Source organism: Polaribacter pectinis (assembly GCF_014352875.1).
Lineage (GTDB): Bacteria > Bacteroidota > Bacteroidia > Flavobacteriales > Flavobacteriaceae > Polaribacter > Polaribacter pectinis.
Genome location: NZ_CP060695.1, coordinates 2,365,702 through 2,392,606, shown reverse-complemented (window position 1 = coordinate 2,392,606; position 26,905 = coordinate 2,365,702). Strand labels below are relative to the sequence as shown.

Below are 26,905 nucleotides of genomic sequence, written 5' to 3'. Positions count from 1 at the left end.
AAAAATAACTGTATTTATGTTCAAAAAGATTGCGTTTGTATTAAGTTTTTTATTGTTGATGAGTTGTCAGAATTTTGGACAATTAAAACTCCTAACAGATTTACCTAAAAGTTTAAAAGAAGTTTCCGGGACTGAAATTGTACCAAAGTCAGATTTAATCTGGATGATAAATGATGGCGGAAATAAACCTGAATTGTTAGGTTTAAATGAAAAAGGAAAAATCATTAAAGAGATTTACATCAAAGCAAAAAATCACGATTGGGAAGATTTAACTTCTGATGAAAAAGGAAATATTTACATTGGCGATTTCGGAAACAACTTAAACAGAAGAAAAAATTTGTCTATCATTATTGTTGAACAAAATGAGTTGGATGAAAAGAACGCTGAAGTAGATGAGATTGAATTTGAATACCCAAATCAAACTAAATTTCCTCCAAAAAAGAAAAACAGATTTTTTGACACAGAAAGTTTTTTCTACTTTAAAGAATCACTTTATCTTTTTACAAAAAGTAGAGTAAAAGGCAACTATGGTAAAACTACCATGTATAAAATTCCTGCTAAAAAAGGTGAATACGTAGCTGAAATTGTTGGAGAATTCGAAAACTGCAGCAGTTTAGAATGTTGGATAACTTCAGCAGATATTTCTGAAGATGGAAAAAAAGTAGCATTATTATCTCAAAAAAATGTGCTAATCTTCACTGATTTTAATGGCGATAATTTCTTGTCCGGAAAGGTTCAAAAAATTGAAATGAAACATCGATCACAAAAAGAAGGAATCACTTTTAAAGACAACAATACTTTACTTATTACAGACGAAAAAGCTCATGGAGCTGGTGGGAATTTGTATGAGTTAAAACTTAATTAAAAGTTACCACAAACTTATAAATTAACAACGCCCAACCCAAAATTAAAAACAAACCTCCCAAAGGTGTAATTGGCCCTAAAAATTTTAGTTTTTTATTGTTTGCAGAAGAAATTACCAAGCCATAAATTGAAAAGGAAAAGAGAATTGTTCCAATTATAAAAGCGTTTATTATATAGCTATCAATTGTAATTTCAGAATTTAATTGAAACCCTAAAATCAATAATACAATAGCATGATACATCTGGTATTTTACACCAGTTTCAAAACTATTTAATTGTTCTGTTGTTAGTTTTTTCTTTAACAAATGAGCTCCAAAAGCTCCAAAAATTACTGATAAAGCTCCAAATATTGCTCCAAAATATAATGCTATCTGACTCATAATTATTTAAAAATCGAAACCTAAATTAAAAGTAAATCTGCTGCCATCATCACCAGTAAAAAGACCAATTTTACCAGATATTAGATTTGCTGCGTTAAAAAATATTCCACCTCCATAAGATGTATTTGGTTTGCTCGCTGCACTTGGTAAAACAGTTAATGTATTTGGTGTACCCCAAACTTTTCCATAGTCAAAACCACCAAAAAGACCAATGTGTGTAGGTAGTAAATTTGTTTTTACTCTTCTAATATTAAAACGAATGTCTGTAGTATGATAAAAAGCATTTTTACCTGTAAAACGCTGATTTCTAAAACTCCTTAAGCCTTCATTTCCTCCAATTGTTGCAGCTTGATAAAATTCAAAATCTCTACCAAAGTTAAAATGCCCATTTATTTTAGAGGCTAAAACTAATTTGCCGCTAGGAATTAATTTGTGAGTAATTGCAAGAGAAGATGCTGCGTAAGAGAAGCTTCTTTTTTCATCTAAATTTTTAGTGTATCCAACTTTTGTACTAAACTCCATGCCTAAAGTAGGAAAAGCTGGGTTGTCTGAATGTTGGTAATAATAACTTGCTTCAGTATTTAAAAAATTTTGCGTATCAAAAATTCTGTTTCCAGAAGCAAATTGTGTTTCTAAAAATCTGCCAGCTGTTCTTTCTACATCGTAATTTTCATATTTTACACTTACTTTTAGTTCATCTCCTAAATCTCCTCTCCATTTTACAAAAGAGCCTAAATTTATTTGTCCGATTTTTACTCTATTAAAATCTCTATCTTCATCATCTTTTTTAGCTTCAGGGTTGGCAGAATTATTACCAAAACCAAAGAAGTTTCTTGCAAAATTTGCGGAATTAAATTTAGCATCAATTCCAAGATTCCAACGATCAAAAACGTTAGCAAATTCACCAGAATACTCTAATTCATAACCATTAGTAGCAAAATAATAGAATGCAGAAATTGTATGTTGTCTTGTAAAAGGGTTTCTTTCAAAGCCATTAACGATATATACATTTTTAAGACCTAACTTAATTCCATCATCAGGATTGTAACCTATGGCAGGAGATATTACATCTTTCCCGTTTTTTAATTTCTTATAATTATAAGTATTTGTTTGATAATCGTCTGTTGTTTTTTTATGAATATTAGGTGTTTTAAAAGTGTTTTTCTTTGATTTATGATCGTACACTTTTACATCATGTTCTTTATTAATTTCATAAGTATCGTTACCTAAACCACCAATAATTTTTAACTTAATAGATAATTTTCCATTAGCCCCATTTAATATAAAAACATCATCATCATCTAAACCATAGATCCAGATTTCTTTAGTAACATTACAATTGTATCTTCTTTGATGAAAAATATCCGCTTTTTTACCATCTTTAATTCTGTAACCAGTTATTTTAGTGTCACCATTTACAAAACGTTCTATTTCAAATAAATCATCTTTGTTTGTTCCTTTAACTACTTGAAATTTATTGAGATGAGAGAAATACTTATCAGATATTTTCTGAAGATTTTTTCTTCTACCGATTAATTTTCTTTTAATTTCATCAACAGTTTTACTTCTTACTTCTTTTGGAAATTTAGAAAATGCACTTTCTATAACTTCATCTGTAATTTGAGATGTAATAATTTCTACTTGAGCATCCCAAACCTTTTTATCGGATTTAGAAATTAAATTCATGTCTAAAGGATAACCAGATAAATTAAACCACTTTGGACTTTCAATATCTTCTGTATATGAACGCATTCCTCTTAAATCTGGTATTGCTTTTGTAAGGAAGTTTAATAAAATACCATCACCAAAAATAGAAAATGCTTGATCTCTATCTCTTGGTACAGGTCTGTAAACTATTTTTTCATTTTCCTCGAATTCTGCCCAACGCCATTGGTCTTGGTGCCTATCCCAATCTCCAATAAGCATATCAAATAAACGTGCTCTTATGTAAGATTTTTCATCCAAAATATATTTTTCATCCTTTGCAAGATTTTTTCTTAAATCGTCTGTACTTATAATTTCATCAGAAAAACCAAAATGTTCTTTATCTCCGTGACCAGAAGCTGTTCTTTCTTCTATCATATATAATTCGCCACCAAAATCTTCATTAAAGCCTCCTAAACTTTCTTGTTTAGGAACAAAATATAAAACAGGTTTGGAATGATAAACACTTATAGCGTCTGCTAATTCTCCAATTGTAAATGGCGCATAAGGATGAGAACCTGTAAATACATCTAATAACAAGTCTTCTGTATAAGTGTCTGCAAATTGCCCTTCTACGTATTGATCTTTAAATGCCACAGCTTGTAGATACTGTACAGCATTTTTACGCAAAGCTCTCATAACATATTCTCTACCATCTTTGTCTTCTAAACGAAGTGATTTAGATTGATGTCCACCACCTTTTCTAACAGGTTTTAAACCGCCAAATAATGTGTCTAAACGAACAGTTGGTGCTACTACTTTTTGCCCAAAATATTTACGATATCTATTTCCCCAAAGCATGTTGTAAACTCCACCTTTTTTTACTTCATTAGTAGAATATATTGCCGCTTCTTTTTCGCTTAATTTTGCATTCGGAAAATTGTTGTATTCAATAATACTATCAGCTTTAAAAACATTTGCTTCATAAACTATTTTACGGTCTTTTGCAGTGTAAAAATGAACTGTAGAAGCACCATCTTTATAAATATCTAACCTAGCAAAACCTTGTGAAGCGTAAGAAAATTTACCACCATTTACATTTTTAGTAGCTGTTATTTTAGAACCAGAACCGCTTACAATTTGTGGAATATTATCTTGAACTATATATTGCAAGCTATGCTCATGACCGGACACAAAAATAACTTTATCATTTGCTTGAGAAATAGTAATTATTCTTTTTCTTAATTGATTGTATTTATCATTTTGTTGGTCTGTATTTGTAACACCAGAAGTTTTACGTAAAATATTAATAGCAGTTCCTAAAATAGGAGCTGGTTTCATGTGGCTTTTTAATGAATAATAACCTCCATGAGGGCCGTTTGTAAACATTGGGTGATGCAAAGCTATAATTGTTGTCTTACCTCTAGCTTTCTTAACCAAACCTTCAAATTCTTCAAAAAACTTTTCCCTTGTTTTAATTTGGCAATCATCATTAATTCCTGGATGATTATCCCAATTGGTAACAAACCAATGTGTGTCTACTATAATTAACTGAATATCATCAGAAATTTCTACCTTTTCTAAAGGACAGCCTTTTTCTGGTAGAAAAGAGTTTTTACCTAAAGCTTTATCAACTAATTTTTCTTGTCTTCGTAAACCTTTTAAACCACTATACCAATCATGATTTCCTGGAATGAATAAAGTTTTTCCTGGAAATTTTTTACCAATATCTGTTTGTACCTTTAATCGATGTTCTGCTAACGTATAGCCTTTAGATTCTTCTGGTGGAATACCTCTTTGGTAAACATTATCTCCTAAAAACAACAATGTAGATTTTTTGGGAGCCTTATGAATTTCTCTTTCTAAATGCGCTAAAGCAGAATCTTTACTATATAAATCTGAATTACCAGCATCGCCAATTAGGTAGAAAGAATGTATTACTTTAGAAGTATCTTTTCTAGAGGTATATTTATGATTTTCTACAACTTGCATCTCTATAGTTGCACAAGAATAAATAAGGAGTAAACAAGCTGTAAATAATGAGTATTTTAATAATTTCATAGATGCAAAAATAGCTATTTTGAAATTGATTTTTTAAAAAGAATTAAATCTTCTTCTGTATCAATATCAATTAAATTAGTTTTAAATTCAGAGCAAATAACATCATTATTTTTGTTATTCATTAACTCTTTTGCACCTTTATCTTCCTCTATCAATAATAATTCAGAAAAAAACTTTTCAGGGAAAATTGCTGGCACACCATATTTAGTTTTATAATTAGAAGCTACTATTTTAGATGGACTTTCTTTATATAAACGAACCATAGATTTTAAATATTCAATTTCTATGCAAGGTTGGTCTGCTAATAAAATAAAAATTACATTATAGTTGAAATTATTTTTTTTTAGAAACTCAATTCCAGTAACAATACTTGAACTTAAACCTCTTTTAAATCCTGCATTGTTTATAAAAGTGATGTTTTTTGTGGTGATTTCATTTTTTATCTTATCAGAATTTCCACCCAAAACACAAAATACATCGTTAGGAAAAACACTTTTTGCTTTTTCTAAAGTAATGTCTAATAGTGTTTTACCATTTATTTTTACCAATTGTTTTATTGCTTTCATTCGGGAAGATTTTCCCGCGGCTAAAACTAAAACAGCAATATTTTTCATCAATCAATTATTAATTTTTCCATTCAAGTTTCTTAAAGAAAAAGGTTCTTTTTTTCTAACTACAGATAAGATTTCAGCAACTATAGAAACTGCAATTTCTTCTGGAGTTTGGGCACCAATATGTAAACCTGCAGGAGTGTAAATAAGGTCTAAAAAATCTTCTGAAAGATCTGGAACTAATTCAAAAAGCTCATTAAATAAACGTTCTCTTCTATTTGGTGCTCCTAAAATTCCAATATATTTTGGATTATGTTTAGATAAATTAATTACATATTTCAAGTCTTGTACATAACTATGATTCATAATTACAACTGCAGAATTTGTACTTATGTTTTTGAACTGAATTGTTTCTGGAGTTTCACCGATTACAGAATTTGCTCCTGGAAAATCAGCTTTATTTTTTGGGTCTTTTATAGAGGTAACTACATCTATTTCCCAACCTAAATTTGAGGCAATCTTACATAATTTCACAGCATCATGTTCACCACCAATAATTATCAACTTAAAAGCAGGTTGTAGGGTTTTAGTAAAAGTTATTGCTTCATTTTTGATTTGAAAATCAAAAGAATCATTAAATGTAAATTGACGTTTATTTTTAAAAGTAACATAAGAACCAAAGTTTCCGAAAGTTTCATCCTTTTTTAAGAAAATCGAGTCAATTTTAATAGTTTCTCTGTTTTTTTTTGCATTTAAAAATTCATTTAAAAATAATTTTGAGATTGAAAAAGGTTCAATTAAAATGTATAAAACACCTTCGCAACCTAGTCTATACCTACCATCATAAGTAATTATTTTTGCTTTTTTGTTAGAAAAAACACTTTTTGCTCTGTGTATAATTTCTTTTTCTACGCAACCACCACTAACAGCACCTACTGAACTTAAATCTTCAGAAATTAACATTCTAACGCCAGGTTTTCTATAAGATGAACCTTCTAAATGTACAACAGAAGCAAGCACATTTTTTAATCCTTTTTCTTGACTAATGATGGCTTGTTGTATTATTTCATGGATTTCATGAATCATTTATAAAAAGTTTAAAACTATTTTTTAAAATTTATTTTACAAGTTTCGCACTCAAAAGTATCTTCATTTATAGAAATGCCAGTAATCTTATTTTCAACAATTTCATTGATGAAATTATTATAGGTTTGGTCATTACCAACTAATTTATTGCCTTTGTTTAGTTTGTAAAATTCTCCTTCCCATTCTTGTTTTCCCCAACAGTTTGGGCAAACTCCTTTTGGTGCTTTTTTAGATGTATCTCCTTTTGATTTTGAAGCAAAATAATTTCTAATATTTTGAATTGTAGACATAGTTATTATTTTTTAATTCTTTTCTAACATTTAGTGTTTAGAAGAAAAATTATTTTCTATTTTTAATAAAGAATATTTTTTAGGTTTTTGATAAAAAAAAGTAAAAGAATATAGCTTCTATATTTAATTTGTAACTTTGAAAGTAATAGCTAAATTTACGACAAAATATACAAATCTAAAGATAACTTAATTTATCTATTTTTGTTTTCCTAAAATAAAATTATAATGAGCGCACTATTGATTGCTGCTGAAAAGCATGTTTTTAATTTATTGAATACAGAATTAGATACTATTTACGTGTATCATAATTTGGCTCATACTCAAAGAGTAGTTGAAAAAATAAATGAGTTAATAGAAAATTTAGAAATTGATAAAAGCGATAGTGAAAACTTACAAATTGCTGCTTGGTTTCATGATACTGGTTTTGTAAAAGGAACAGAAAATCATGAAGCAGAAAGCGTTAAGATTGCTACAGCTTTTTTAGAAAGTAATAAAGTCACTAAAAAAAGAATTGAAGCAATTTCTAATTTAATTTTGGCAACCAAAATGGGTTTTGAGCCAACAAATGATTTAGAAAAAATTATTATTGACGCCGATTGTGCACATTTAGCTAGTAAAAACTTTTTTGATTATACTTCTCTTTTGAGAAAAGAGTGGGAACTTTTAGGTGTTAAAACTCAAACAAATGCAGAATGGATTGCAGGTAACATAAAATTTTTTACACAACACCACCGCTATTATACAGAATATGCTCTAAAAAATTGGACAAAATCTAAAGGTAAGAACCTTGCCAAATTGTTAAAGTCTCAAAAAAAGACAAAAGCAGATAACAAGAAGTTTAAGCAAAAGAAAGAAGCTTTAGATATAAAGAAAAATAAAAGTGATGTGCCAGAAAGAGGTGTAGAAACTATGTTTAGAGTTGCTTTAAGAAACCATATTACTTTAAGTGATATTGCAGATACTAAAGCAAATATTTTACTTTCGGTAAATGCAATTATTGTTTCTTTAGCTTTATCTAACTTATTACCAAAATTAGATAATCCATCCAATACACATCTATTTGTACCAACTATTATTTTTATAGTTTTTACAGTTGCGTCTATAATTTTATCAATTTTAGCAACAAGACCAAATGTTACAGAAGGTAAATTTACAAGAGAAGATGTGGCTAATAAAAAAGTAAATTTATTGTTTTTTGGTAATTTCCATCAAATGGAATTAGAAGATTTTGAGTGGGGAATTTCTGAAATGATGACAGATAGAGATTATTTATATGGTTCTCTAACTAAAGATTTATACTTTTTAGGCTTGGTTTTAAATAGAAAATACAAAATTTTAAGGCTTACGTATACAGTTTTTATGATTGGTATTATAGCTAGTGTAATTGCTTTTGCAATTTCTTTTTCTTACCAAGGAATGCCAATTTAAGATTCTATTTCTCTTATTAAATCATTTAAAGTAATTGTTTTTGTTTCATCAAAATCTTTTTGATAAATAACTTCTACACGCAAAGCTTTTAAACCAGAAACACCTTGTAGGTCTTCTAAATCTAAAAATTCTATAGCCCCTAATTGATTTTTAGATTGTAAGAATTTTATATATTTAATATATTCTAAAGCATCTTTTTCTTGAGAATATACAATTGCAATTTTACCAGGAACTGTTAAACGTTCTTCAGTTCCTTTTATGTGAGATTTGTCTATACGCTTTTTTATAATCTCATATCTAATATTGTAAGCACCATCTACATCAAACTGTTTTTCATCCATTCTAAATTTTATTGCCATAGCATTGCTATGCACCAAAATTAAAGAAGCTACACGTAAATCTTGTTTCATGTTTTTTCGCTCATAAAAAGCAAGATTTTCCATCTCACAAGTTATTTGCAATTGCCACAAACGTAAGTTGTACAAATACAAATCATTAAAAACTTTACTTTTTGTAATAGATTGCCCAATGTACATATTGTACTCAACACCGTCTGTTTTATATCTCTCAAAATAATGAGGAAACATTTTTTGAGCCTGTTTTTGTTTTTTATCAATAAATTTTGCCAGTTTATCATTTATAAGAGTAACACTATCTTCATAGTCTTTTCTTTTTTCATAAACTACTTCTAAATCTGCATCTAAACGATTTGTATAAATGTCTACTTTGTTGGCAAGTGTTTTATTTATGTTTTTAATATGATTAAAAACAGGATATATTTCTCTTTTTAAAAAGTCTAAAATATTTATTTCATCTCCAGCACTTAAACCTTTGTTTACATCTTTTAAGTACGTAGAAACCCTAAACATTAATTCGTTATAAATAGGTAATTTTTCTGTTTTACAAGCATCTTTTAATACAGAAATTGCTAATGTAAGTTGTGTTGTTAAGTCTTCTTGTATAGCATTGTTTCTTGCGTCAGAAGATCCTTTTATATCACTTTGACCAAATAAAGGATAGACATCATCAAATATAATTTCATCTAATTTTGCAGTATCATTTGTTTGTGAATCTACATGATATTTTTCTGCAGCTTGATAAAAACGCCATTTTACAGCACTATGTATTGATGTGTAATTTTCTTGAATTGTAGCTTCTAAAACATTCTGACGTTCTTCTGAAGTTCTTTTTACTGCAGCTTCAAAAACAGGAATAATATCTTTTAATTTGTTGATATTTACTGAATTCAAATCATACGCTTTTGGAGAAGCAATTTCTAACAATGCTAAATCTCCATTTTTAGTAGCTTTAATAGGGATGATGATAATGCTTTGTATACCAGAATCATGTAAAGTTTGGTAAAAAGGATTTTTATCGGTTTTTACACCATAATCTTCTACATCTGAAATTGTAAATGTTTCATGGTTAACAAAAACCTTTTGAATTATTCTGTTACAGAAATATCCATCACCACAATTGATTTCGCTGTCTTTAGAAAGAATAATACTGTTGGCTTTACTAATAGAAGTTTCGCAAATTTTATCATTTACGTTATCAAAAATAGAATACCCTAATTTTAAATCTTTAATACTATAAAAATCTCTTAAATTATTTTGAAGTTTAAAAATTAGGTTGTCATCACCAGCTAATAAATTAGCTTTTATGGAAGACAGCATTTCTTCAGATGTTACGTCGAACAAGTTTAAAAGCCCAAATCCTTTAAAAATATAACTATTAACAGGAAATTTCTCTTTCCAAATTTCAACGTCATCAAAATTATTTAGCAACTCTTTAAAATCTTCTTGTGTTAATTTTGGTGCTTTATTTGTTGGAATAATTTCAGTAAAATCTGCGTTAAATGCAGCTCTGTAATATTTCATTGTTCCAGTTGTTTTATCTGGAATATCAAAATAAAATGGTCTTTTTATGTCTATATTAAAATCATAAACGAATCCTAAAATAAATGTACATGCCATTATGTACATACTGTCATCTTCGAAATTACGAACTTTAAACTCGTAATCTTCACCTGCATTTTCTAATATATTATTTAAACGATCTGTGTATTTTAAAGATGTAAAAGAAAAAGGAACTGTTGCTGCTTTTATTTCATTTAACCTTAAAGGTTCTGGAAATAAAGGGTCTAACAATAGGTTTATTTGTTCGCTGTATTTTTCAACTAATGAAAGGTCTGAAAAACCTGTATTTAGTTCTGGGTTTTTTTCAAAAATCTTCACCATTTCATTTGCCGAAGCATAAAATGGATGTTTCTCAAAATCCTTATTGGCATATTTTTTAAAAAGTGTAAAAACCTTTTGAAAAGAAATGTTCAATTCTAGAGGTAAGTCAATATTAGAAACTAAACTCAATTCTTTGATTTTCATTTTTTGAAATATTTATAAGCAAATTTACAAAATTGTTATTTGATAGTCGATTTAAGCCTAATTTACTTACTTTTTTTGTGGTTATAAAATATAAAATTAGAAAAAATTTTATATTTCAAGAGAATTATTAGCAAATAAAAAAGATTATAACTTATTTAATAATGAGTTATAATCTTATGAGAATTGATAAAAAAAATCTAATTTTTTATTTCTGTCTAAAATAAATAGTAATTGGTACACCAGAAAAATCGTACATTTCTCTTAGTTTATTTTCAATAAAACGTTTGTACGGATCTCTAACATATTGTGGCAAATTACAGAAAAATGCAAATTGTGGTGTTTGCGTTGGTAATTGCATACAATACTTAATTTTTACATATTTTCCTTTAGTTGCTGGTGGTGGATAGCTTTTAACTATTTCCAACATAGCATCATTTAATTTACTTGTAGGTATTTTCTTTTTTCTTTTTTCAAAAACTTCTACAGCAGTTTCTATAGCTTTAAATAAACGTTGTTTTGTTAAAGCAGAAATAAAGACAATTGGTACGTCTGTATAAGGTTCAATTTGTTTTCTAACCATTGCTTCAAAATCGCGCATTGTGTTAGTTTCTTTTTCAATTAAATCCCATTTATTAATTAAAATAACAACACCTTTTCTGTTTTTTTCTGCCAACCAAAATATATTTTGATCTTGACCTTCAAAACCACGGGTTGCATCTACCACTAAAATAATAACATCTGAATATTCTATGGTACGAACTGCACGCATTACAGAGTAGAATTCTAAATCTTCTTTTACTTTCGATTTTTTTCTAATTCCAGCTGTATCTACTAAATTAAAATCGAACCCGAAACGATTGTATTTTGTGTCTATAGAGTCTCTTGTAGTTCCTGCAATATTGGTAACTATATTTCTATCTTGTCCAATAAGAGCATTTATAAATGAAGATTTTCCTGCATTTGGTCTACCAACAACAGCAAATCTTGGTAATTCTTCTTTCTCTAAATCTATTTCTTCTGGTTCTGGCATTTTTTCTGCCAAAGCATCTAATAAATCTCCAGTTCCACTACCATTAATAGATGCAATTGTATAATAATCTCCCAATCCTAAATTGTAAAACTCTACTGCATCTGGCTCACGCATTGCGTTATCTACCTTGTTAACAACGGTAAAAATTGGTTTTTTAACCTTGCGTAAAAGCTTTGCAACTTCTGCATCCATAGGTGTAATACCATCTTCTACATTTACCACAAAAACAATTAAATCTGCTTCCTCGATAGCAAGATTTACTTGTTTTCTGATTTCTTCTTCAAAAATATCATCAGAACCAATAATATAACCACCTGTATCTATCACAGAAAATTCTTTTCCGTTCCAGTCAGATTTTCCATAATGTCTATCTCTTGTAACTCCGCTTACAGAATCTACAATTGCTTCTCTACGTTGTACTAATCTGTTAAAAAGTGTTGACTTCCCTACATTTGGTCTTCCTACAATGGCAACAATGCTATTCATCTTATTGATAATTTTTTGCAAAGATACAATTTACTATATGATAATTAATCGTATTTTTAGACAGTTATAATATCTGGTTTTTATGAGCGATAAAAAGACACTTTTAATAGAGAAAAGAAATAGTGAACTTTTTTTAAGACCGCGTTTTTCAATTGATTTGGAAGAAAATTCTGAAGTGATCATAAATCGTTTTTCTGAAGCATTTAAAAAAGAAGAGATATCTTTTAGAGGAAGTTTTGTAGATGGCCACGTTTTTATAAGTGTTGCCAAAGAGGACGAACATTTTTGGTCGCCACAATTACATTTAGAAGTTTTAGAAAGACCTGGAAATAAATCTGAATTAAAAGGTTTATTTGGTCCTAAACCACAAGTTTGGACGCTTTTTATGTTTATACACTTTGTAATTGGAATTTCTTTTTTAGGATTTTGTGTTTTATTATACACAAAATTATCTCTAAAAGAATCAATTATTTTTCCGTTAATAATGATGGTGTTTCTTCCTCTATTTTGGATTTTACTTTACTTTTTAGGAAAAATAGGAAAAGATACAGGTAAATCTCAAATGCAAGAATTACATGATTTTATGATAGAATATATTTAAAGTTTATTTTTGATTATAACCAAAACGTTTCAACTGAATTTTATCGCTTCTCCAGTTTTTATTTACTTTAACGTACAATTCTATAAAAACTTTTTTCTCGAAAAATTTCTCTAAATCTTTTCTTGCTTCTGCACCAACCCTTTTTATGGCAGAACCTTTATGACCAATAATAATTCCTTTTTGAGTTTCTCTTTCTACCATAATTACAGAACGAATTCTAACAATATGTTCCTCTTCGGTAAACTCTTCCGTTTCTACTTCTACAGAATATGGAATTTCTTTCTTGTAATGAATTAATATTTTTTCTCTAATTTTTTCATTCACAAAAAAGCGTTCTGGTTTGTCTGTTAATTGATCTTTCGGGTAAAAAGCAGGACCTTCTGGTAATAATTCTTTTATTTTTTCGAAAACTTCGGAAACATTAAAACCTTCTAAAGCAGAAATTACAAAAACATCTGCATTTGGTACTTTGGTTTTCCAATATTCAATTTTTTCTTCTACTTCTTCTTGCGTAGATTTATCAATTTTATTCAATAATAGTATAACAGGTATTTCACTATGAATAATTCTATTGAAGAATGCTTCGTTTTTAAGCTCTTTCTCACCAACTTCCACCATATAAATTAGAATATCTGCATCTTCAAAAGCAGATTTTACAAAATCCATCATAGAAGATTGCAATTCATAGGCAGGTTTTATAATTCCTGGCGTGTCAGAAAACACAATTTGATGATTCTCGTCATTTACAATTCCTAAAATTCGATGTCTTGTTGTTTGTGCTTTAGAAGTGATAATAGAAAGTTTTTCACCTACTAACGCGTTCATTAACGTTGATTTACCAACATTAGGATTTCCAATAATATTTACAAAACCAGCTTTATGTGTCATGTTGCAAAGATAATTCCTTTTTACAGTTCATTCAATTTTAGAGTATTAAAAAATAATTAAAATAAAGTTTGGTTTTTACTTACATTGTATTGTATATTTGCAGTCCAAATCGCGGGATAGAGCAGTAGGTAGCTCGTCGGGCTCATAACCCGAAGGTCACTGGTTCGAGTCCAGTTCCCGCTACAAAGCTTAATGCTATTAGAATCAACGAATTGTGTCTCACAATTCGTTTTTTTATGTCTTTAAGTTTCTTACTTTTACGTACCGTAAACGCTACCGTAAACGTTTTTACCATGAAAATGAATTATTCAGAACCAAAAATCTACACAGGAGGAGTAGATATTTCCACTTGGTCAAAACTCACTTTACAAGAGAAAAAGAAAGCAATGTCTAAAGATTGGTTTGTTTATTTTTCATTTCGAAATCCAGAAACTGGAAAATTGGTAAAGCAAAATTTTATAAAAGCTGGCGCAAACAAATTAAAAACCAAGAAGGATCGTTATGCTTTTTTAAAGACGATGCAACAATCTTTGTTAGAATTGTTGCAATATGGTTTTAATCCCTATGAAGATAACAGTGCTTTGGAAGAAGCTATTTTTTCAGATGCCACACAGAAGAGCAAAAACAAAGCAACAGAAAAACAACAAGAAAGCAACAGTAAGGCAATAGAACAGCAACAGCCAACTATTAAAGAGACAAATGCTACGTCTATTTTAAGTGCTTTTGAATTCACTTTAGATTTAAAAGCAAATATGATGAACAAAAATTCTTTTGTTCAGTATAAGAGCAGGATAGGTCTTTTTGAGAAATGGTTAAAAGAGAAAACTTATTTCGATAATCCCATCACCTTTATAACAAAGAAAATAATTATTGAGTATCTAAATGATGTTTTAAAAAGAACGAGTGCAAGAAATCGCAATAATTCTAGAACAGATATTGCATCTATGTTTCAGCTTTTGGAAGATAATGAAATCGTAAAAGAAAATTTCGTACGTAAAATTGCTGTTTTGAAAACAGTACCAAAAAGAAATAAAACATACACCCCAAAACAAGAGAAAGATATTTACGAATATATGAAAAGTGAAGATCCACATTTATTACTATTTGTAAAATTTATTTCCTATAGCATATTAAGACCTATTGAGATATGTAGGTTAAAAATTGCTGACATTGATGTTATAGACAAGAAAATATACGTTAAAGCAAAGAACAAACCTGTACAAATTAAAAGACTGCCAACTATTTTATTGGATAGCCTACCAGATTTATCATTAAAAGACCCAAAAGCCTTCCTTTTTGGTAGATTTGAAATAGGAGAAGATTGGGATGCAGAAGAAACTAATAAAAGAAACGAATTTTCTAAACGCTTTAAAAAAATTAAAGAACACTTCAAGTTAGGTACGGAATTTGGAATGTATAGCTTTAAACATACTTTTATTACGAAGATGTATAACAGTTATAGGAATCAAGGTAAATCTCAACATGAAGCAAGGAGTATGTTGATGCCAATTACAGGACATTCAACAATGGTTGCATTAGAGAAGTATTTAAGAGATATAGATGCCGAGTTACCAGATGATTATTCAGTATTATTAAGAAAATAATTAAAAACAAAAATGCATAGAAAAAGTAAGTTTTGGTCTTGTATTAAGAAGAATACAGATTTTTATGATTTGACAAGAGAGCAACAAATTGATGCCCTAATAAATGGCGGAGTTTATGTTTGTTACAATTCTGCATCATCATCATCATCATCAAAATTAATTGTAAAAGACAACGTTCTATACCTGCCAGATTTAAGCATAAAAAAGAAACCATCAGAAGATTTATTAGATGAGTTTTATGATTACGTTCTAGATATTAGCCAAAGTGATATTGATACTCACTTTTATCTTTTTTTTAAAAACTTTAACGATAGTGTTTTCGGAATGGAGTTTTTAGAGCAAAAAAAGGTAGCTCGTGAACTTTTTATAGAAATTTATGATAGCGTAGATGTAAAAGGAATAGATTTTTTAAAAAAGGAATTTTCCAAAAACGGAATAGAAAATTTAAAAGAGTATAATCGGTTTTTAAAATTAAAAAGTGTAAGAAAAGCAAAGTGTTCAGCGCTAGCTACTGATGATTCATTAATTTCATTTTTAGGTGGTAATGAAGCCTATTTTAAGTCTTCTGAATTCTTAGAGCATAATAATTTTTTATCTATGCTTGATTTTGAAAAACAATTAAAAGTTTTAATTAGTTTGAATGACCGTTATCAATTTACAGAAGATGTAGTGTTTAGTAAATTGGGTAAATTGAAGGATCGGTATAAAAAATATCAAAACACATTCTCAAGTTTTGATGTATTTAGATTTACAAATAATTTTATTGAAGAATTAAACGAAAACAAACCCTCTAATATTGATAGCTTACACCAAGCTTTATTAGAATTGAATTTGATACAAGCAAAGAAAGAATCTTTTATCAACTACCTAAATACTGAACATAACACTCCAACTACTAAATTAAGAAATTATGCTAGAGACGTAAATCGGTCTCACGATTTTAGAGTGCTCAAAATTAAGGAGCAACTCAAAGAATTGATTTCTTAAAGAGGATGAATTCCGCATTTGACATAAAATACTTCACACAGACATAAAAAGACATCCTTCGGACATCTATTTCTAACCCCTTTCTGTACCTATAATCTTTAACTTCGAATAGACCTTAGTTATCGATTAGAAATGAATTCAGAAATAGTTTATCAAGTAGCAAAAGCCCTTCCAAAAGAGGAGCAATTGTTGTTGTTTGAAAAACTAAAAAAAGATTTCATGTTCTCAAAAACAAACAATAAAATAAGCAGCAAGCAATTAAAAAAAGAAGATGCTATTGATTATTTATTGGCTCATGTTTTTAACAAATAGGGGTAAAATATTGTAATAAAGAACGATTAAACATTAATCTTACGTAAAATTAACGCATAATGGAACCAAGAATGTATGTGTGTGAATATTGTAAAAAGGAATATTTACCAAAAAGAAGAAGGGTACAAAAGTTTTGTAGTGATAGTTGTCGTGTTCGAAAACATCAATTAAAAAGCTCAAAAATCAGTAAAGAATTATCTCTAAAAGAAAATATCGTCCAGAAGGAAAAAACAAAAATAGAAGCAGTCAGCTTCGCTGGTGTAGGAAATGCAGCTTTAGGAAATTTGGCAGTAAAAACATTAAGTACTCTTTTTACTAAAGAAGAAAACAAACCAGCAACAAAGGGAGATATACTAAAATTAACAAAATTAATTAGGTATCAAGAAATTAGAAATTTATCCAAGGACTTGTTAGGTAAAAAACCTTTTTTTGATACTGTTCTTAAAATAGTTGTGTATAAATAAAAATCATTGTTTTAAACGACCACAAAAATCCAGCGAAGCTGAACAAATAAACCTTAAAATACTTTTTTTCAAATTACTGGCAACGTGATTGTATAAGCTTTGTTGCGTGTTTCAAGCAACTAATTTAGTAAATAATTACTGACCAAGAAAGTCTTGGAGGGCTTTCGAAAGTAAGCAAAAAGCCAGCAATAAAGTTTATACGCTGTTGTGCATAGTGCTTTTTTCATTCAGCTTGTTTTCCGATGTTTATTATTTAGTTCGGATTGAGCGTTGGCAAGACATACTCTTTTGCAATTTTTGGTGTAGAGTTGGCTGATGCGAATTGTAAATGTGTATGGGTTTATGCCTTGGCTTTTTCATCTTCTGTTTTTTCTTTAAGTTTCTCTTCTGCAATTTCCATAGCAAAAGTAAAAAATAGCTTTACAGCTTTTGTAAATTTGAATTTATTACCATCAATTACAATTAAATTCTTACTTCTCCAAGTCTTAATAAATTTATCAAATTCGGAAACTGTAGTTTTTTCTAAAATCTCCCACTTACTAGACTGTCTTAATAATTCTTCAGTTTCGCTAATATCAAACGAACCTACTTCTATTTTATCTCGAAAATTCTTGCCAGAATAATCTAATTCTCTTGAAAGTATGGCTAGAAATAAAGTAAAATCACGTGTTCTTTTTTCGTTTACTTCATTAGAAGATAAGTAACTAAAATCCGCTTCAATATTTAATTTGAAATTAAATGATTTTTCGAAAAACTCTGTGTATTCATCTTCAAGTTCCTGTAATGTGTAAAACAATGGACTTGGTGAAATAATGAATTTTCCGTCTAATAATTCATTAACTATTTTTTTATGCTCACTTGGATACTCTTTCATAAACTCGTACTTTAGGTATTTTTATAGAAGCGTCTTTTAACTCAATTGTAATTCTATCGTCTTCTCTGTATTCAGCCACCAAATCTTCTTCTAATAAAAGATTGGTAATAGAAAAATATTTCGATAATGTAATCTCATCAGTATGTTTTTTTAAAGCATCAAAACACCACAAATAAAAATCTTCAATTTTATCTTCTTTTAATATTTGTTCTTTAAAATATGTTGAATCTGGAAGCCATTCTTGTTCTTCAATCTGCTCTTCATAATAAATGTCAGAAGTTTTGTAAATGAATTGGTCTACAAAAAATTCTGCTTCACTATGAAATCCTTTGAATATAGCACTTCCTTTGATTTTCTTAATAGGTTTAGGTAATGGTATAATATAATTTTCTGGATAATCTACATTTTCCACAAAATGATAAAATCCACTTAAAATGATAGAATCGCTTTTAATTCTATCTAATAGTGGTCTTAATTCTCTTGTTAGTTTTTGTAAATTATGGTCTAATTCTGTGCGAGCGTAAATTACAGAACCATAAAGTTTTTTATATTCTCTCTTTAGCTTAAAACTGCTGGCAACATATTGTTTTTCGCTGGTATATTTTTGGATTTCAACAAGAGCAGAATAAAATGATTCAGGATGTCCTTTTTCTAAAATCTTATTAAGTGGTTCAATGTATTCGTCAATCCAAAAAACTGCTTTTTCTAATCTTTTTGATAAATCAGAATATTCATCCGCATTTACTTTTAATGATTCTGTGTCGCTTAATAGTCTTTGGGTTTGTCTATGAATATCATTTAGAAATACATCAATTACAGTTATGATACTTTGAATAAGAACAATTATTTTGTTAGGCTTTTCTGTTGTTTTTAATTCTGTAAATAGCTCAAAAATAGTCCTGTATCTATCTTTTAAAGTTTGAGGTAAATCAAGCGTGAAATCATCAAAAATAAATTGTAAAAAAGAAGTATAGTGAATATCTAATTTATAGTCTTTTGTTGGAAGCTGTCTGCAAAACTTAACATCAATTAGCTTTGTTATTGAAATCTTTGGGTCATTACTGATATTATATTCTTCAATTAATTTTTCAAGAATATCGCTATCTATAATAAAGTCTGGCTTACTAGAGTTAAAAGCTTCCTGTACAAATTCATAATGATTTTGCAGAAATTTTAATATGTATTTACCTGATAACTTAATCATCTTTATATTTTTACAAATAATGCTTGTTGTTCTAAAAATCGTTTAGTTTTATAAATGTCTGTCCTGATTTTTACAACATTCTCGTCAGTCGATTCTTTTACTTCTTTACTTGGGTTTTGCTCTCTTCCTTGTTTTGTTTTAATTGTTCTTGAAAATGTATTAAAAAGTATTTCGTAATTCGATGGAATAAATATCTCTGCATTTGGAAAGACTTTTTTAACCATCAAATAGTTTTGCAATCCTTTGTAGTCGTAATCAGGAAAAATAAGAACTTTTTTTGTTTTTAACTTATTTAAAATGGATTTTCCTAAACCACCATAAGTATGGATAAACACAAAATCATTATCAATTACTTTTTCACATAACAAAAATGAATCTAAATTTTCTACAATACAAATTTTATCTGTTTCTAAATTATTTACTTGAGCACTAAAAGCACCAAATAAATTAGTTGATTTTTCTAAATCTACAATTTCAGAATTTATCTTAATATTTTTAAAACCTCTTACTAAGATTATATTTTGACTCTTTCTTTTTCCTGTTTTTGTATTTCTATATGTTCCAATATTGCCAACAGCAGAATAACTATCTTGAAGTTCTTTAGGAAACTTGCTTCTGAAAAATAGTTGCAAATTTTCTTTATCGTTTAAAATATAACTTCCACCACCTGTAACAGCTTGCGAATAGGAAATAAAATTACCATTAAGTAAAGTTTTAAAGTCGCCACTTTTTTTAACAGACGCACTAATAGAGGAAGCGTTAATTTTTCCCTCTTCTAAAATTTTTAATATGAAGTTATAAAAAGTCTTATTCTGCATCACGATAAATTACTGGGAACGATTGTAGTTCGCCAAATGAAATCTTTTTTCTTTTATTTTTCGAATCTGTTTGAGGTTCTTTTAATAAATAATATTTTTCAATTCCTTCAACTTTTCTAGGTGCTGCAAAAATTGGTACAAAATGATTTGCTTTACAAAACTGTATTAAATGCTTGACGTTTTTTTGACCGATAGCATCAAGTTCGTCTACATAAATTATGGTACGGTTTTCGGTGTTATTGTGAACTAATTCTTTTAGAATATTTAAGAATAAATATAGTTTTAAAACAATATTAGTTCCTCTTGATTGCACTTGTTTAGAAAGGTCTATAGTTTCAGTTTTACCAGTAACTTTTGTTATTTCTACATTTATTTTAAATAAATCAACTATGTTAATTGCTTTACCATTACTATTTGTTAATTGTCTTTGTAATGCTTCTTTTGATTCTGAATTTGCATTATCAAAGTCTAAACCGTCTGAGAATTTGAGTTGAGAGATTTTTTCTAAATCTTTAATTAAATCAGTATTATCATCAATCTTTACTTTAACACTCTGAATATTTGAAATAGGATATTCTGCTAATCTTTGGTTATAACTTCTCGAAACAAAAGTTTTAAAATCATTGTATTGTGTAATGAAAGAATGTGTTGGACTTCCAATTTCGTGTGATAGTGTATCTAAAAGGTTATTTATAACTTTTTCGGTTTGTGGAATGTTTACCATTTCTTCATCTACATCTCGAATGAATTTTTTAATGTCTTTCACATCCATTTTCAAAACGTTGTGTAAATCATTTTTGAGATTATTTCTATTCTCTTTAATGCGTAGAAATTTTTTATATCTTGATTGAAAATTTTCAGATATTTTTTCAAATTCAACATCTAAAATTTCTTCAATTTCATAAATATCTGTTGAATCTAATATTTCCTGATATTGTTTCTTAATATTCGTTAAATCATCTTTGTATTTAGCCCTTTCTTTTATTTTTAGTGATAAGGCATTTTTTGTTTTGCCAATTTCTAAATCTTTATCTATTATTTTTTGAGCATTATCTTTTAGTTCTTTTTTAAGAACTCCAATTTCCTTGTCGTTACTTTCACTTTTGAGTTTTAATTCAGGTTTTTTGTCAATTCTTTTTAGAAATTCTGAATTGGTTTTAATCGAATTGCTTAATGCTTGAATTTCCTTTTCAACACCTTTTCTATTTTGTACAATTTGTAATTGAGATTTTTTTTCAATTAACTCTTTTTCTTTAACTAAGAGTTCTTCTTGAAGGTTTTTGATTGTAGGAAGCTCTTTCTTTATCTCAACATCTGCAACATCTATTAAGCCGTCAAAAAACTGTAAAGGGAAATCGGAATTTGTAATTTCTTTTATAATTTTTGATTTATCAAGTTCCGCTATATCTCGATTTAAAAAAGTATAAATCTTTTTGATTGTTTCTTCATCTTTAGAAATGTTCTGATATAATAAATTGTCAAAGCGTTTAATCGCATTTTCTTTTTTATCAATATTAGTTTTTAGATTTCTAATAGCATCTAAAATTTCTCTTTCAGTAAATTTACTTCGTTCCAATTGACTTAGTTTAGAGACTAAATCAGTATGTTTTTTTTCTTCGTCCTTTAAATTACTCTTTAAACCTTGATAAAGTAAATTGTCATTAGTTGGTTCGTATTCTTTTAGCTCGTCTAACTCTATAGATATTAACTTGTTTTCATTTACAAGTGCTATACTTTTGTTTTCTAACGTTGTTTTAGAACTTATTAAAGTGTCTCTTTCTTTTGTTAAGTTTACATCTATTTTGATTTGTAAATCTTTTATAGAAATAGAAAGTTCACTATTATCATTTATTTTATCAGTTAATTCTTGCTCAACTGTATTGAATTTTTTTAGAAACGTATTTTTTAATTTACCTAAAATTGATTCTTGACTTATAAATTCGTCATTAAGTAGTTTTAGCTTTTCGAAATCTGTTTTAATCGAAATTAAATGTTGAAGATGTGTTTTCTTTTTCTCAAACTCTTCAATTTTTTCAAAACTAGTACTGGAAAGTACATTTAAAGGAATGTGTTGTTGACCATCTGCTACTAAAAGAGCATTTTTAAATGACTTTTCATTAATATCACTAGTTCTAATTAGGTGTCTATAAATATCTGTGAAATTATTTGAGAAAGATTTTCTTCCGTTTCTTTTTACATTTTTTTTAAGCCAAACAACAGGATTTTTATTCTTATCAGAATTGTAAACCAAATTATATAATTCTTCATTTGAAAGTTTAACAGGAACATCAGTTGGGTTTTTAAGCGTAAGTAATTGAAGAACATTATTCCATCTTCTTGCTTTAAATTTTCCATTGTTTGTTTCTACAAAGCAAGATTCATCATATTCTCCTGTAATTTTATAATATTCTATAGTGTTTTCGGGTGTAGCTTTTACAAGAATAGAGTAGTAGCCATTTTTTAGTATTTCAAAGATTATAAAACTATGTAAGCTAGTTCCATCAAAATAATGCTTCATTGAATCGGACAATTTTCTGTCGTCTTCAAATCGCATTTGGTCTTTATCTGTAATGTATAAGAAATTAAGTGCGTTAATGAAAGAACTTTTTCCAACATTATTTTCAGCTGTAATTTGAATACTCGAACTTTCTCCGATGTGAATACTTGCTTTGGCGTAAAGTTCAGAGTTTATGATTACAATTTTATTCAGCATTCTTTTTTTCGTTTTATTTCGTTTTGAGCGTTTGCAAGAAACAGCTCTTTTATTTTTTTTCGGTTGGCTTTTCGCGTTGGCAAAAAAAATAAATGTGCTGTTTTCACGTTGGCTTTTTTAGCACTAATTTAAATACTTTGCACGAATTTCCGCATTATGCACAACGGTCTTGTATAAGAATAGTTGCGTGTTTGCGTGCGAGGAATTTCCGAAGGAAATTCAGATGTAGCAAATACGCAACTACCTTTGTTTAAGCCTAAATTAGCAATTATTTTTATACGTTGTTACCCAACGTTTTTTTTATTCAGATTTCCATAAAATGATTTCGGTTGAGCCCAACTATAAAGAGTTCTAATTCTCAATTTCCAATCTTTTTCAAACAAGTCATTCCAATATTTTTCTTTCGGATAAACGACTTTATCCATTTTTCCATGATGGTCATCGTATTCAAATTTTTCCCATTCACTTTGGATAGAACTTAAATCAAAATGCTTTTCAAATTTCTCCAATCCTTTTGTTCCAATAATCTTGTCAGGAATAGGATATATTTTTTCTGATTTGTCAATGATGAGTAAAAAAATCGATTCATCGTCTAAAGCAAGTCTCGGACTAATTCCGATTAATTTTATTTCATTCAGATTTAAGCTAAATGATTTGCAATATTTCGCTAATCCAATTTCTTTCGAGGAAAACTCCGTAAATTTTAATTCAGTGTCTGTTATTTCAATTCCAGGTTTCATTTCTCAAATGTTGGGTAACGTTGTTGTGTAGGAAAAGTTGCGTGGTTTAAGCAATAAAGTTAGTAAATAAAACACGAACCAAGAAAATCCGAGAGGATTTTCGTAAGTAGGCTTTTACCAGCAATTTTTTTTACACGGTGTTGGGTTTAGTTTTTTCCTTTCTCACTTTTTTCTTTTTCCTTCATAAAAATTTTTTCTTGTTCAACACCTCTTGAATGTTGTCTATATCCGTATGCAATAATTCCAAATGTAACAACATAAACTCCTGTATAATCAGATATAAAGAAAGATACAGCCGTTAAAACTATTCCTAAAGCCATTTTGTCAAAGCCTTTACTTTTATTTTTTTTAAAGTCAAAGTCATCTCCACTTATATGATCTCCAGTATTTTCCATTTTGCTTAAAAACTCAACTTCTTCAGCTTCATTATCTTTTTCAAAAGTTTCACAGTTATTCTCAAAATTTGCAAGTTCATTTGTTAAACCACATAGTAATCCTTTGTGAAAGTCAAATTCACGATTCCTACATATTTTACAAAATTCTAAATGTTCTTCTCTTTTCATTTTTTTAATTAAACCCAACGTTGTTGTATAAGAAAAGTTGCGGTTTTGTCAGCGAGGAATTTCCGAAGGAAATTCAGAAGTTGGCAAAAATGCAACTGCCTTTGGTTAAGCACTAATTTAGCAATTTTTTTTATACGGTGTTGGCAACTGGCTTTATTTTTTCAGTTTCTTGTTTCGTAATAACATAAATCAATTCTTCATAGTTCTCTGTTGAAAATCTCTCTATTATTTTTTTTTCTTTTAAAGTTTCAATTTCTACTATTTTGTTTTCGTTTATTTCCTCAAAATCCTTTTTTGATATTATATTTCCATTCAAAATATAAATAATTCTCTTTTCAGGATTAATATCATCAACCGCTATTATTTGATTTAATGTTGATATAAATATTGCTCCGTTTTTCCCACTTTCTCCAAATATTTTTAAAGATTTTTCCTTTTCAAAATATTTTACGCTCAAAATATCGTCTTCTAATAATAAAATTTGTTCGGTATTCATTAATTCATATTCTCTGATGTAACCGTCAATAAGAATTAAAGGATTTTCAGTTAATGAATTTTTTTCTTTAATTGACTCAATATAATTTTCTAAATCAGTTTTGTTTGATTTTTTCTGACTACAAGAAACACTTATCAAAATCAGAATTAATATTATGTAACTTTTTAATTTCGTCATTTTTCAGAGTTCAGTTTTGTGCTTGTTGCCAACGTGTTTGTATAAGCTTTGTTGCGAGTTACAAACACTAAAGTTAGTAAATAAAACACAAACAAAGAAAATCCGTGAGGTTTTTCGCAAGTAGGCAAAAAGCTAGCAATAAAGTTTATACGGTGTTGGCAATAGTAGTTATTTATTATAAACAACTATAGATTCGTCTCTAATTTTCTTTGGCTTACTGCCTCTCATTTGTACTCTTTCTTCGGAATCGTGTATTTCTGAATGATATATATTTTTTTCTATTGGAAGATATTTTATTATACCATTTCTATTGCGTACACTTTCAGCTTTTACCTTACAAATTGAAAAAAAATCTTTACTACTTTTCAGAAAGTCAATGCATTCTTTTTCAGTTCTATCTGCTTCTCTATCAACTGAAACACCTTTTGAATCTTTGAATGTGGCAGAACTAGGTCTATTGTTTTGAAAATCCCAATTAATTTCAATGATTCCACGATATAAGAATTCATTATTATTTATTGAGTTATTTAATTTTTTAGGTGTAAAGCTCACTAATAAAATCATTTATTTCTGAAATTGAAATTTCTTTTTCAATTTCTTCTCCGTTTTTTACTTGGTATACAAAAATTTCATTTGAAGATATTTCAATTTCCACTAGATTTTCGTCATTTAAATATTTTTCAATTTGTATAGAACCTCTACCTGTTGGGAAAATTTGTGGCTGATAATCTAAAGTCGAAATTAAATTCTCAATATCAGAAATTAGAGAGTCTTCAATAGTTTCACCATTATATCCATTCCAGTCTTCTTGCAAGTGTTTCAAACTGTTTAATTTTCTTTTATTAAGTTTTAATTGCTCTAAAGAAAATCTATGAGAATTATTAAATCTTGTTGAGGATGGTAATGATGTTGTGTTAACTATACTGTGAGTTTCTAAATCAGAAGGAATGAAAAACCTTTCAGATTCAGTTGAATTAGTCATGGTAAGTCCTAAGCTAATAATCATTGTACGTTTAATTATATCAGTTGTATCCATTGATATTATTTTTTCCCTTTAGCTAAATCTTCTAGTTTTTCTAGTTTTTCAATATTATTCCCCAACCATTTATAAATTTCTTTAGCTGATTGATAATTCATTATCACTCCATTTTCGATAACTCTTACAAAGCTATTATTTAAATCAGATGGCTCAGATTCAATTTCTTTTGGTGCAACTTTATCATTTTCTATTTGATAGGTTTGAGAAATTGGAAGAGCGTTTCTTTCTAAGTAGAAATTTATTACAATTTCCCCTTGAGGACTAATACCTCCTTGAGCTCCGTTAACATATTTAGGGTTGTAACTATCTTTAAATATGTATTTACTTTTTATTTTATTCATTATACTTAAATATAATAATTTAATTTATATAAAAATACAAAAATATATTTTTTAAATTTGAAATCAGATTAATATTAACAAAATATTAATTCATAACGATTTTCATCTATTATTGCCAACGTTGTTGTATAAGAAAAGTTGCGGTTTTGTCAGCGAGGAATTTCCGAAGGAAATTCAGAAGTTGGCAAAAATGCAACTGCCTTTGGTTAAGCACTAATTTAGCAATTTTTTTTATACGGTGTTGGCAACTGGCTTTATTTTTTCAGTTTCTTGTTTCGTAATAACATAAATCAATTCTTCATAGTTCTCTGTTGAAAATCTCTCTATTATTTTTTTTTCTTTTAAAGTTTCAATTTCTACTATTTTGTTTTCGTTTATTTCCTCAAAATCCTTTTTTGATATTATATTTCCATTCAAAATATAAATAATTCTCTTTTCAGGATTAATATCATCAACCGCTATTATTTGATTTAATGTTGATATAAATATTGCTCCGTTTTTCCCACTTTCTCCAAATATTTTTAAAGATTTTTCCTTTTCAAAATATTTTACGCTCAAAATATCGTCTTCTAATAATAAAATTTGTTCGGTATTCATTAATTCATATTCTCTGATGTAACCGTCAATAAGAATTAAAGGATTTTCAGTTAATGAATTTTTTTCTTTAATTGACTCAATATAATTTTCTAAATCAGTTTTGTTTGATTTTTTCTGACTACAAGAAACACTTATCAAAATCAGAATTAATATTATGTAACTTTTTAATTTCGTCATTTTTCAGAGTTCAGTTTTGTGCTTGTTGCCAACGTTTAGTATATGAAAAGTAGGGCAGTTGGTAAGCACTTACTTTCGATTTTGAACTTAGCCATATTTTTCATTT

The 26,905-nt window shown here is 28.3% G+C and carries 26 protein-coding genes and 1 tRNA gene; 8 read left to right on the top strand and 19 right to left on the bottom strand.

What is annotated here, in order from left to right; all coding sequences use genetic code 11:
* Positions 1 to 16: 16 nt before the first annotated feature.
* Positions 17 to 865 carry a hypothetical protein gene (locus H9W90_RS10615; RefSeq protein WP_187481572.1) on the top strand — a complete coding sequence of 283 codons (849 nt, stop codon included), beginning with the start codon at positions 17 to 19 and terminating at the stop codon, positions 863 to 865.
* Here the strand turns inward: H9W90_RS10615 and H9W90_RS10610 are convergent.
* From H9W90_RS10610 to H9W90_RS10590, 5 genes are read right to left on the bottom strand one after another with little or no spacing between them, the layout of a single operon-like run.
* Positions 858 to 1,244 (bottom strand): DUF423 domain-containing protein, encoded by a 387-nt coding sequence (locus H9W90_RS10610; protein WP_187481571.1) that lies wholly within the window; start codon positions 1,242 to 1,244, stop codon positions 858 to 860. The genes H9W90_RS10615 and H9W90_RS10610 overlap by 8 nt on opposite strands.
* A 6-nt stretch (positions 1,245 to 1,250) precedes the next feature.
* A complete protein-coding gene (locus tag H9W90_RS10605; RefSeq protein WP_187481570.1) occupies positions 1,251 to 4,949 on the bottom strand; it encodes a metallophosphoesterase in 3,699 nt (1,232 codons plus the stop codon).
* A 14-nt stretch (positions 4,950 to 4,963) separates the two neighbouring features.
* Positions 4,964 to 5,563: a nucleotidyltransferase family protein gene (locus H9W90_RS10600; protein ID WP_187481569.1), complete on the bottom strand. Its 600-nt coding sequence runs from the start codon at positions 5,561 to 5,563 to the stop codon at positions 4,964 to 4,966.
* Positions 5,564 to 5,566: 3 nt separating this feature from the next.
* Complete coding sequence (locus H9W90_RS10595; RefSeq protein ID WP_187481568.1) at positions 5,567 to 6,586, bottom strand: XdhC family protein; 1,020 nt, start codon at positions 6,584 to 6,586, stop codon at positions 5,567 to 5,569.
* Positions 6,587 to 6,603: 17 nt separating this feature from the next.
* Complete coding sequence (locus H9W90_RS10590) at positions 6,604 to 6,876, bottom strand: hypothetical protein (RefSeq protein ID WP_187481567.1); 273 nt, start codon at positions 6,874 to 6,876, stop codon at positions 6,604 to 6,606.
* Between the two features lie 225 nt (positions 6,877 to 7,101).
* Between H9W90_RS10590 and H9W90_RS10585 the strand changes: the two genes are divergently transcribed.
* Entirely contained in the window at positions 7,102 to 8,304 is a 1,203-nt protein-coding gene (locus H9W90_RS10585) for a Pycsar system effector family protein (RefSeq protein WP_187481566.1), read from the top strand.
* Here the strand turns inward: H9W90_RS10585 and H9W90_RS10580 are convergent.
* Positions 8,301 to 10,688, bottom strand: coding sequence for a GAF domain-containing protein (locus H9W90_RS10580; protein WP_187481565.1), 2,388 nt, complete (start codon positions 10,686 to 10,688; stop codon positions 8,301 to 8,303). The genes H9W90_RS10585 and H9W90_RS10580 overlap by 4 nt on opposite strands.
* 205 nt (positions 10,689 to 10,893) lie before the next feature.
* Positions 10,894 to 12,204: a ribosome biogenesis GTPase Der gene (der, locus tag H9W90_RS10575; RefSeq protein WP_187481564.1), complete on the bottom strand. Its 1,311-nt coding sequence runs from the start codon at positions 12,202 to 12,204 to the stop codon at positions 10,894 to 10,896.
* A gap of 82 nt (positions 12,205 to 12,286) precedes the next feature.
* Between der and H9W90_RS10570 the strand changes: the two genes are divergently transcribed.
* On the top strand, positions 12,287 to 12,805 hold the full coding sequence (locus H9W90_RS10570; protein WP_187481563.1) for a GTP-binding protein: 519 nt from the start codon (positions 12,287 to 12,289) through the stop codon (positions 12,803 to 12,805).
* Between the two features lie 3 nt (positions 12,806 to 12,808).
* On the opposite strand, the gene era is transcribed toward H9W90_RS10570, so the two are convergent.
* A complete protein-coding gene (gene era, locus H9W90_RS10565; RefSeq protein WP_187481562.1) occupies positions 12,809 to 13,693 on the bottom strand; it encodes a GTPase Era in 885 nt (294 codons plus the stop codon).
* A 110-nt stretch (positions 13,694 to 13,803) separates the two neighbouring features.
* Between era and H9W90_RS10560 the strand changes: the two genes are divergently transcribed.
* The 5 genes from H9W90_RS10560 to H9W90_RS10540 all read left to right on the top strand — a co-directional run bounded on the left by H9W90_RS10560 (position 13,804) and on the right by H9W90_RS10540 (position 17,060).
* Positions 13,804 to 13,876, top strand: a tRNA-Met gene (locus H9W90_RS10560).
* A 53-nt stretch (positions 13,877 to 13,929) separates the two neighbouring features.
* Positions 13,930 to 15,297, top strand: a complete 1,368-nt coding sequence (locus H9W90_RS10555) for a tyrosine-type recombinase/integrase (RefSeq protein WP_187481481.1) — start codon at positions 13,930 to 13,932, stop codon at positions 15,295 to 15,297.
* 12 nt (positions 15,298 to 15,309) lie between these two features.
* Entirely contained in the window at positions 15,310 to 16,284 is a 975-nt protein-coding gene (locus tag H9W90_RS10550; protein ID WP_187481503.1) for a hypothetical protein, read from the top strand.
* Between the two features lie 132 nt (positions 16,285 to 16,416).
* Positions 16,417 to 16,596 carry a hypothetical protein gene (locus H9W90_RS10545; protein WP_187481479.1) on the top strand — a complete coding sequence of 60 codons (180 nt, stop codon included), beginning with the start codon at positions 16,417 to 16,419 and terminating at the stop codon, positions 16,594 to 16,596.
* A 59-nt stretch (positions 16,597 to 16,655) separates the two neighbouring features.
* A complete protein-coding gene (locus H9W90_RS10540) occupies positions 16,656 to 17,060 on the top strand; it encodes a hypothetical protein (protein WP_187481478.1) in 405 nt (134 codons plus the stop codon).
* Between the two features lie 340 nt (positions 17,061 to 17,400).
* Here H9W90_RS10540 and H9W90_RS10535 read toward each other — a convergent pair whose 3' ends face one another.
* The 11 genes from H9W90_RS10535 to H9W90_RS10485 all read right to left on the bottom strand — a co-directional run bounded on the left by H9W90_RS10535 (position 17,401) and on the right by H9W90_RS10485 (position 26,799).
* The gene (locus H9W90_RS10535) at positions 17,401 to 17,934 is read right to left on the bottom strand and encodes a condensin complex protein MksE (RefSeq protein ID WP_187481561.1); all 534 of its coding nucleotides are present in this window, start codon (positions 17,932 to 17,934) and stop codon (positions 17,401 to 17,403) included.
* Positions 17,915 to 19,138, bottom strand: coding sequence for a hypothetical protein (locus H9W90_RS10530; protein ID WP_187481560.1), 1,224 nt, complete (start codon positions 19,136 to 19,138; stop codon positions 17,915 to 17,917). The genes H9W90_RS10535 and H9W90_RS10530 overlap by 20 nt, the downstream gene beginning before the upstream one ends.
* A gap of 2 nt (positions 19,139 to 19,140) precedes the next feature.
* Entirely contained in the window at positions 19,141 to 19,956 is an 816-nt protein-coding gene (locus H9W90_RS10525) for a DUF2220 family protein (protein WP_187481559.1), read from the bottom strand.
* Positions 19,946 to 22,669 (bottom strand): coiled-coil domain-containing protein, encoded by a 2,724-nt coding sequence (locus tag H9W90_RS10520; RefSeq protein WP_187481558.1) that lies wholly within the window; start codon positions 22,667 to 22,669, stop codon positions 19,946 to 19,948. Before H9W90_RS10520 ends, H9W90_RS10525 begins: the two co-directional genes overlap by 11 nt.
* Before the next feature lie 284 nt (positions 22,670 to 22,953).
* Positions 22,954 to 23,409: a hypothetical protein gene (locus H9W90_RS10515; protein WP_187481557.1), complete on the bottom strand. Its 456-nt coding sequence runs from the start codon at positions 23,407 to 23,409 to the stop codon at positions 22,954 to 22,956.
* Positions 23,410 to 23,555: 146 nt separating this feature from the next.
* On the bottom strand, positions 23,556 to 23,972 hold the full coding sequence (locus H9W90_RS10510; RefSeq protein ID WP_187481556.1) for a hypothetical protein: 417 nt from the start codon (positions 23,970 to 23,972) through the stop codon (positions 23,556 to 23,558).
* Positions 23,973 to 24,102: 130 nt separating this feature from the next.
* A complete protein-coding gene (locus H9W90_RS10505) occupies positions 24,103 to 24,645 on the bottom strand; it encodes a hypothetical protein (protein WP_187481552.1) in 543 nt (180 codons plus the stop codon).
* A gap of 168 nt (positions 24,646 to 24,813) precedes the next feature.
* Positions 24,814 to 25,209 (bottom strand): hypothetical protein, encoded by a 396-nt coding sequence (locus H9W90_RS10500; RefSeq protein ID WP_187481555.1) that lies wholly within the window; start codon positions 25,207 to 25,209, stop codon positions 24,814 to 24,816.
* A complete protein-coding gene (locus H9W90_RS10495; protein ID WP_187481554.1) occupies positions 25,181 to 25,681 on the bottom strand; it encodes a hypothetical protein in 501 nt (166 codons plus the stop codon). Before H9W90_RS10495 ends, H9W90_RS10500 begins: the two co-directional genes overlap by 29 nt.
* A gap of 5 nt (positions 25,682 to 25,686) precedes the next feature.
* The gene (locus H9W90_RS10490) at positions 25,687 to 26,025 is read right to left on the bottom strand and encodes a DUF3467 domain-containing protein (protein ID WP_187481553.1); all 339 of its coding nucleotides are present in this window, start codon (positions 26,023 to 26,025) and stop codon (positions 25,687 to 25,689) included.
* Between the two features lie 231 nt (positions 26,026 to 26,256).
* Positions 26,257 to 26,799 carry a hypothetical protein gene (locus tag H9W90_RS10485; RefSeq protein WP_187481552.1) on the bottom strand — a complete coding sequence of 181 codons (543 nt, stop codon included), beginning with the start codon at positions 26,797 to 26,799 and terminating at the stop codon, positions 26,257 to 26,259.
* Between the last annotated feature and the right edge of the window lie 106 nt (positions 26,800 to 26,905).

Excerpts from the sequence above, each read along its gene's own strand:
- H9W90_RS10615 (WP_187481572.1), top strand. The coding sequence starts at position 17 with ATGTTCAAAAAGATTGCGTTTGTATTAAGTTTTTTATTGTTGATGAGT.
- H9W90_RS10610 (WP_187481571.1), bottom strand. The coding sequence starts at position 1,244 with ATGAGTCAGATAGCATTATATTTTGGAGCAATATTTGGAGCTTTATCA.
- H9W90_RS10605 (WP_187481570.1), bottom strand. The coding sequence starts at position 4,949 with ATGAAATTATTAAAATACTCATTATTTACAGCTTGTTTACTCCTTATT.
- H9W90_RS10600 (WP_187481569.1), bottom strand. The coding sequence starts at position 5,563 with ATGAAAAATATTGCTGTTTTAGTTTTAGCCGCGGGAAAATCTTCCCGA.
- H9W90_RS10595 (WP_187481568.1), bottom strand. The coding sequence starts at position 6,586 with ATGATTCATGAAATCCATGAAATAATACAACAAGCCATCATTAGTCAA.
- H9W90_RS10590 (WP_187481567.1), bottom strand. The coding sequence starts at position 6,876 with ATGTCTACAATTCAAAATATTAGAAATTATTTTGCTTCAAAATCAAAA.
- H9W90_RS10585 (WP_187481566.1), top strand. The coding sequence starts at position 7,102 with ATGAGCGCACTATTGATTGCTGCTGAAAAGCATGTTTTTAATTTATTG.
- H9W90_RS10580 (WP_187481565.1), bottom strand. The coding sequence starts at position 10,688 with ATGAAAATCAAAGAATTGAGTTTAGTTTCTAATATTGACTTACCTCTA.
- der (WP_187481564.1), bottom strand. The coding sequence starts at position 12,204 with ATGAATAGCATTGTTGCCATTGTAGGAAGACCAAATGTAGGGAAGTCA.
- H9W90_RS10570 (WP_187481563.1), top strand. The coding sequence starts at position 12,287 with ATGAGCGATAAAAAGACACTTTTAATAGAGAAAAGAAATAGTGAACTT.
- era (WP_187481562.1), bottom strand. The coding sequence starts at position 13,693 with ATGACACATAAAGCTGGTTTTGTAAATATTATTGGAAATCCTAATGTT.
- H9W90_RS10555 (WP_187481481.1), top strand. The coding sequence starts at position 13,930 with ATGTCTTTAAGTTTCTTACTTTTACGTACCGTAAACGCTACCGTAAAC.
- H9W90_RS10550 (WP_187481503.1), top strand. The coding sequence starts at position 15,310 with ATGCATAGAAAAAGTAAGTTTTGGTCTTGTATTAAGAAGAATACAGAT.
- H9W90_RS10545 (WP_187481479.1), top strand. The coding sequence starts at position 16,417 with ATGAATTCAGAAATAGTTTATCAAGTAGCAAAAGCCCTTCCAAAAGAG.
- H9W90_RS10540 (WP_187481478.1), top strand. The coding sequence starts at position 16,656 with ATGGAACCAAGAATGTATGTGTGTGAATATTGTAAAAAGGAATATTTA.
- H9W90_RS10535 (WP_187481561.1), bottom strand. The coding sequence starts at position 17,934 with ATGAAAGAGTATCCAAGTGAGCATAAAAAAATAGTTAATGAATTATTA.
- H9W90_RS10530 (WP_187481560.1), bottom strand. The coding sequence starts at position 19,138 with ATGATTAAGTTATCAGGTAAATACATATTAAAATTTCTGCAAAATCAT.
- H9W90_RS10525 (WP_187481559.1), bottom strand. The coding sequence starts at position 19,956 with ATGCAGAATAAGACTTTTTATAACTTCATATTAAAAATTTTAGAAGAG.
- H9W90_RS10520 (WP_187481558.1), bottom strand. The coding sequence starts at position 22,669 with ATGCTGAATAAAATTGTAATCATAAACTCTGAACTTTACGCCAAAGCA.
- H9W90_RS10515 (WP_187481557.1), bottom strand. The coding sequence starts at position 23,409 with ATGAAACCTGGAATTGAAATAACAGACACTGAATTAAAATTTACGGAG.
- H9W90_RS10510 (WP_187481556.1), bottom strand. The coding sequence starts at position 23,972 with ATGAAAAGAGAAGAACATTTAGAATTTTGTAAAATATGTAGGAATCGT.
- H9W90_RS10505 (WP_187481552.1), bottom strand. The coding sequence starts at position 24,645 with ATGACGAAATTAAAAAGTTACATAATATTAATTCTGATTTTGATAAGT.
- H9W90_RS10500 (WP_187481555.1), bottom strand. The coding sequence starts at position 25,209 with ATGATTTTATTAGTGAGCTTTACACCTAAAAAATTAAATAACTCAATA.
- H9W90_RS10495 (WP_187481554.1), bottom strand. The coding sequence starts at position 25,681 with ATGGATACAACTGATATAATTAAACGTACAATGATTATTAGCTTAGGA.
- H9W90_RS10490 (WP_187481553.1), bottom strand. The coding sequence starts at position 26,025 with ATGAATAAAATAAAAAGTAAATACATATTTAAAGATAGTTACAACCCT.
- H9W90_RS10485 (WP_187481552.1), bottom strand. The coding sequence starts at position 26,799 with ATGACGAAATTAAAAAGTTACATAATATTAATTCTGATTTTGATAAGT.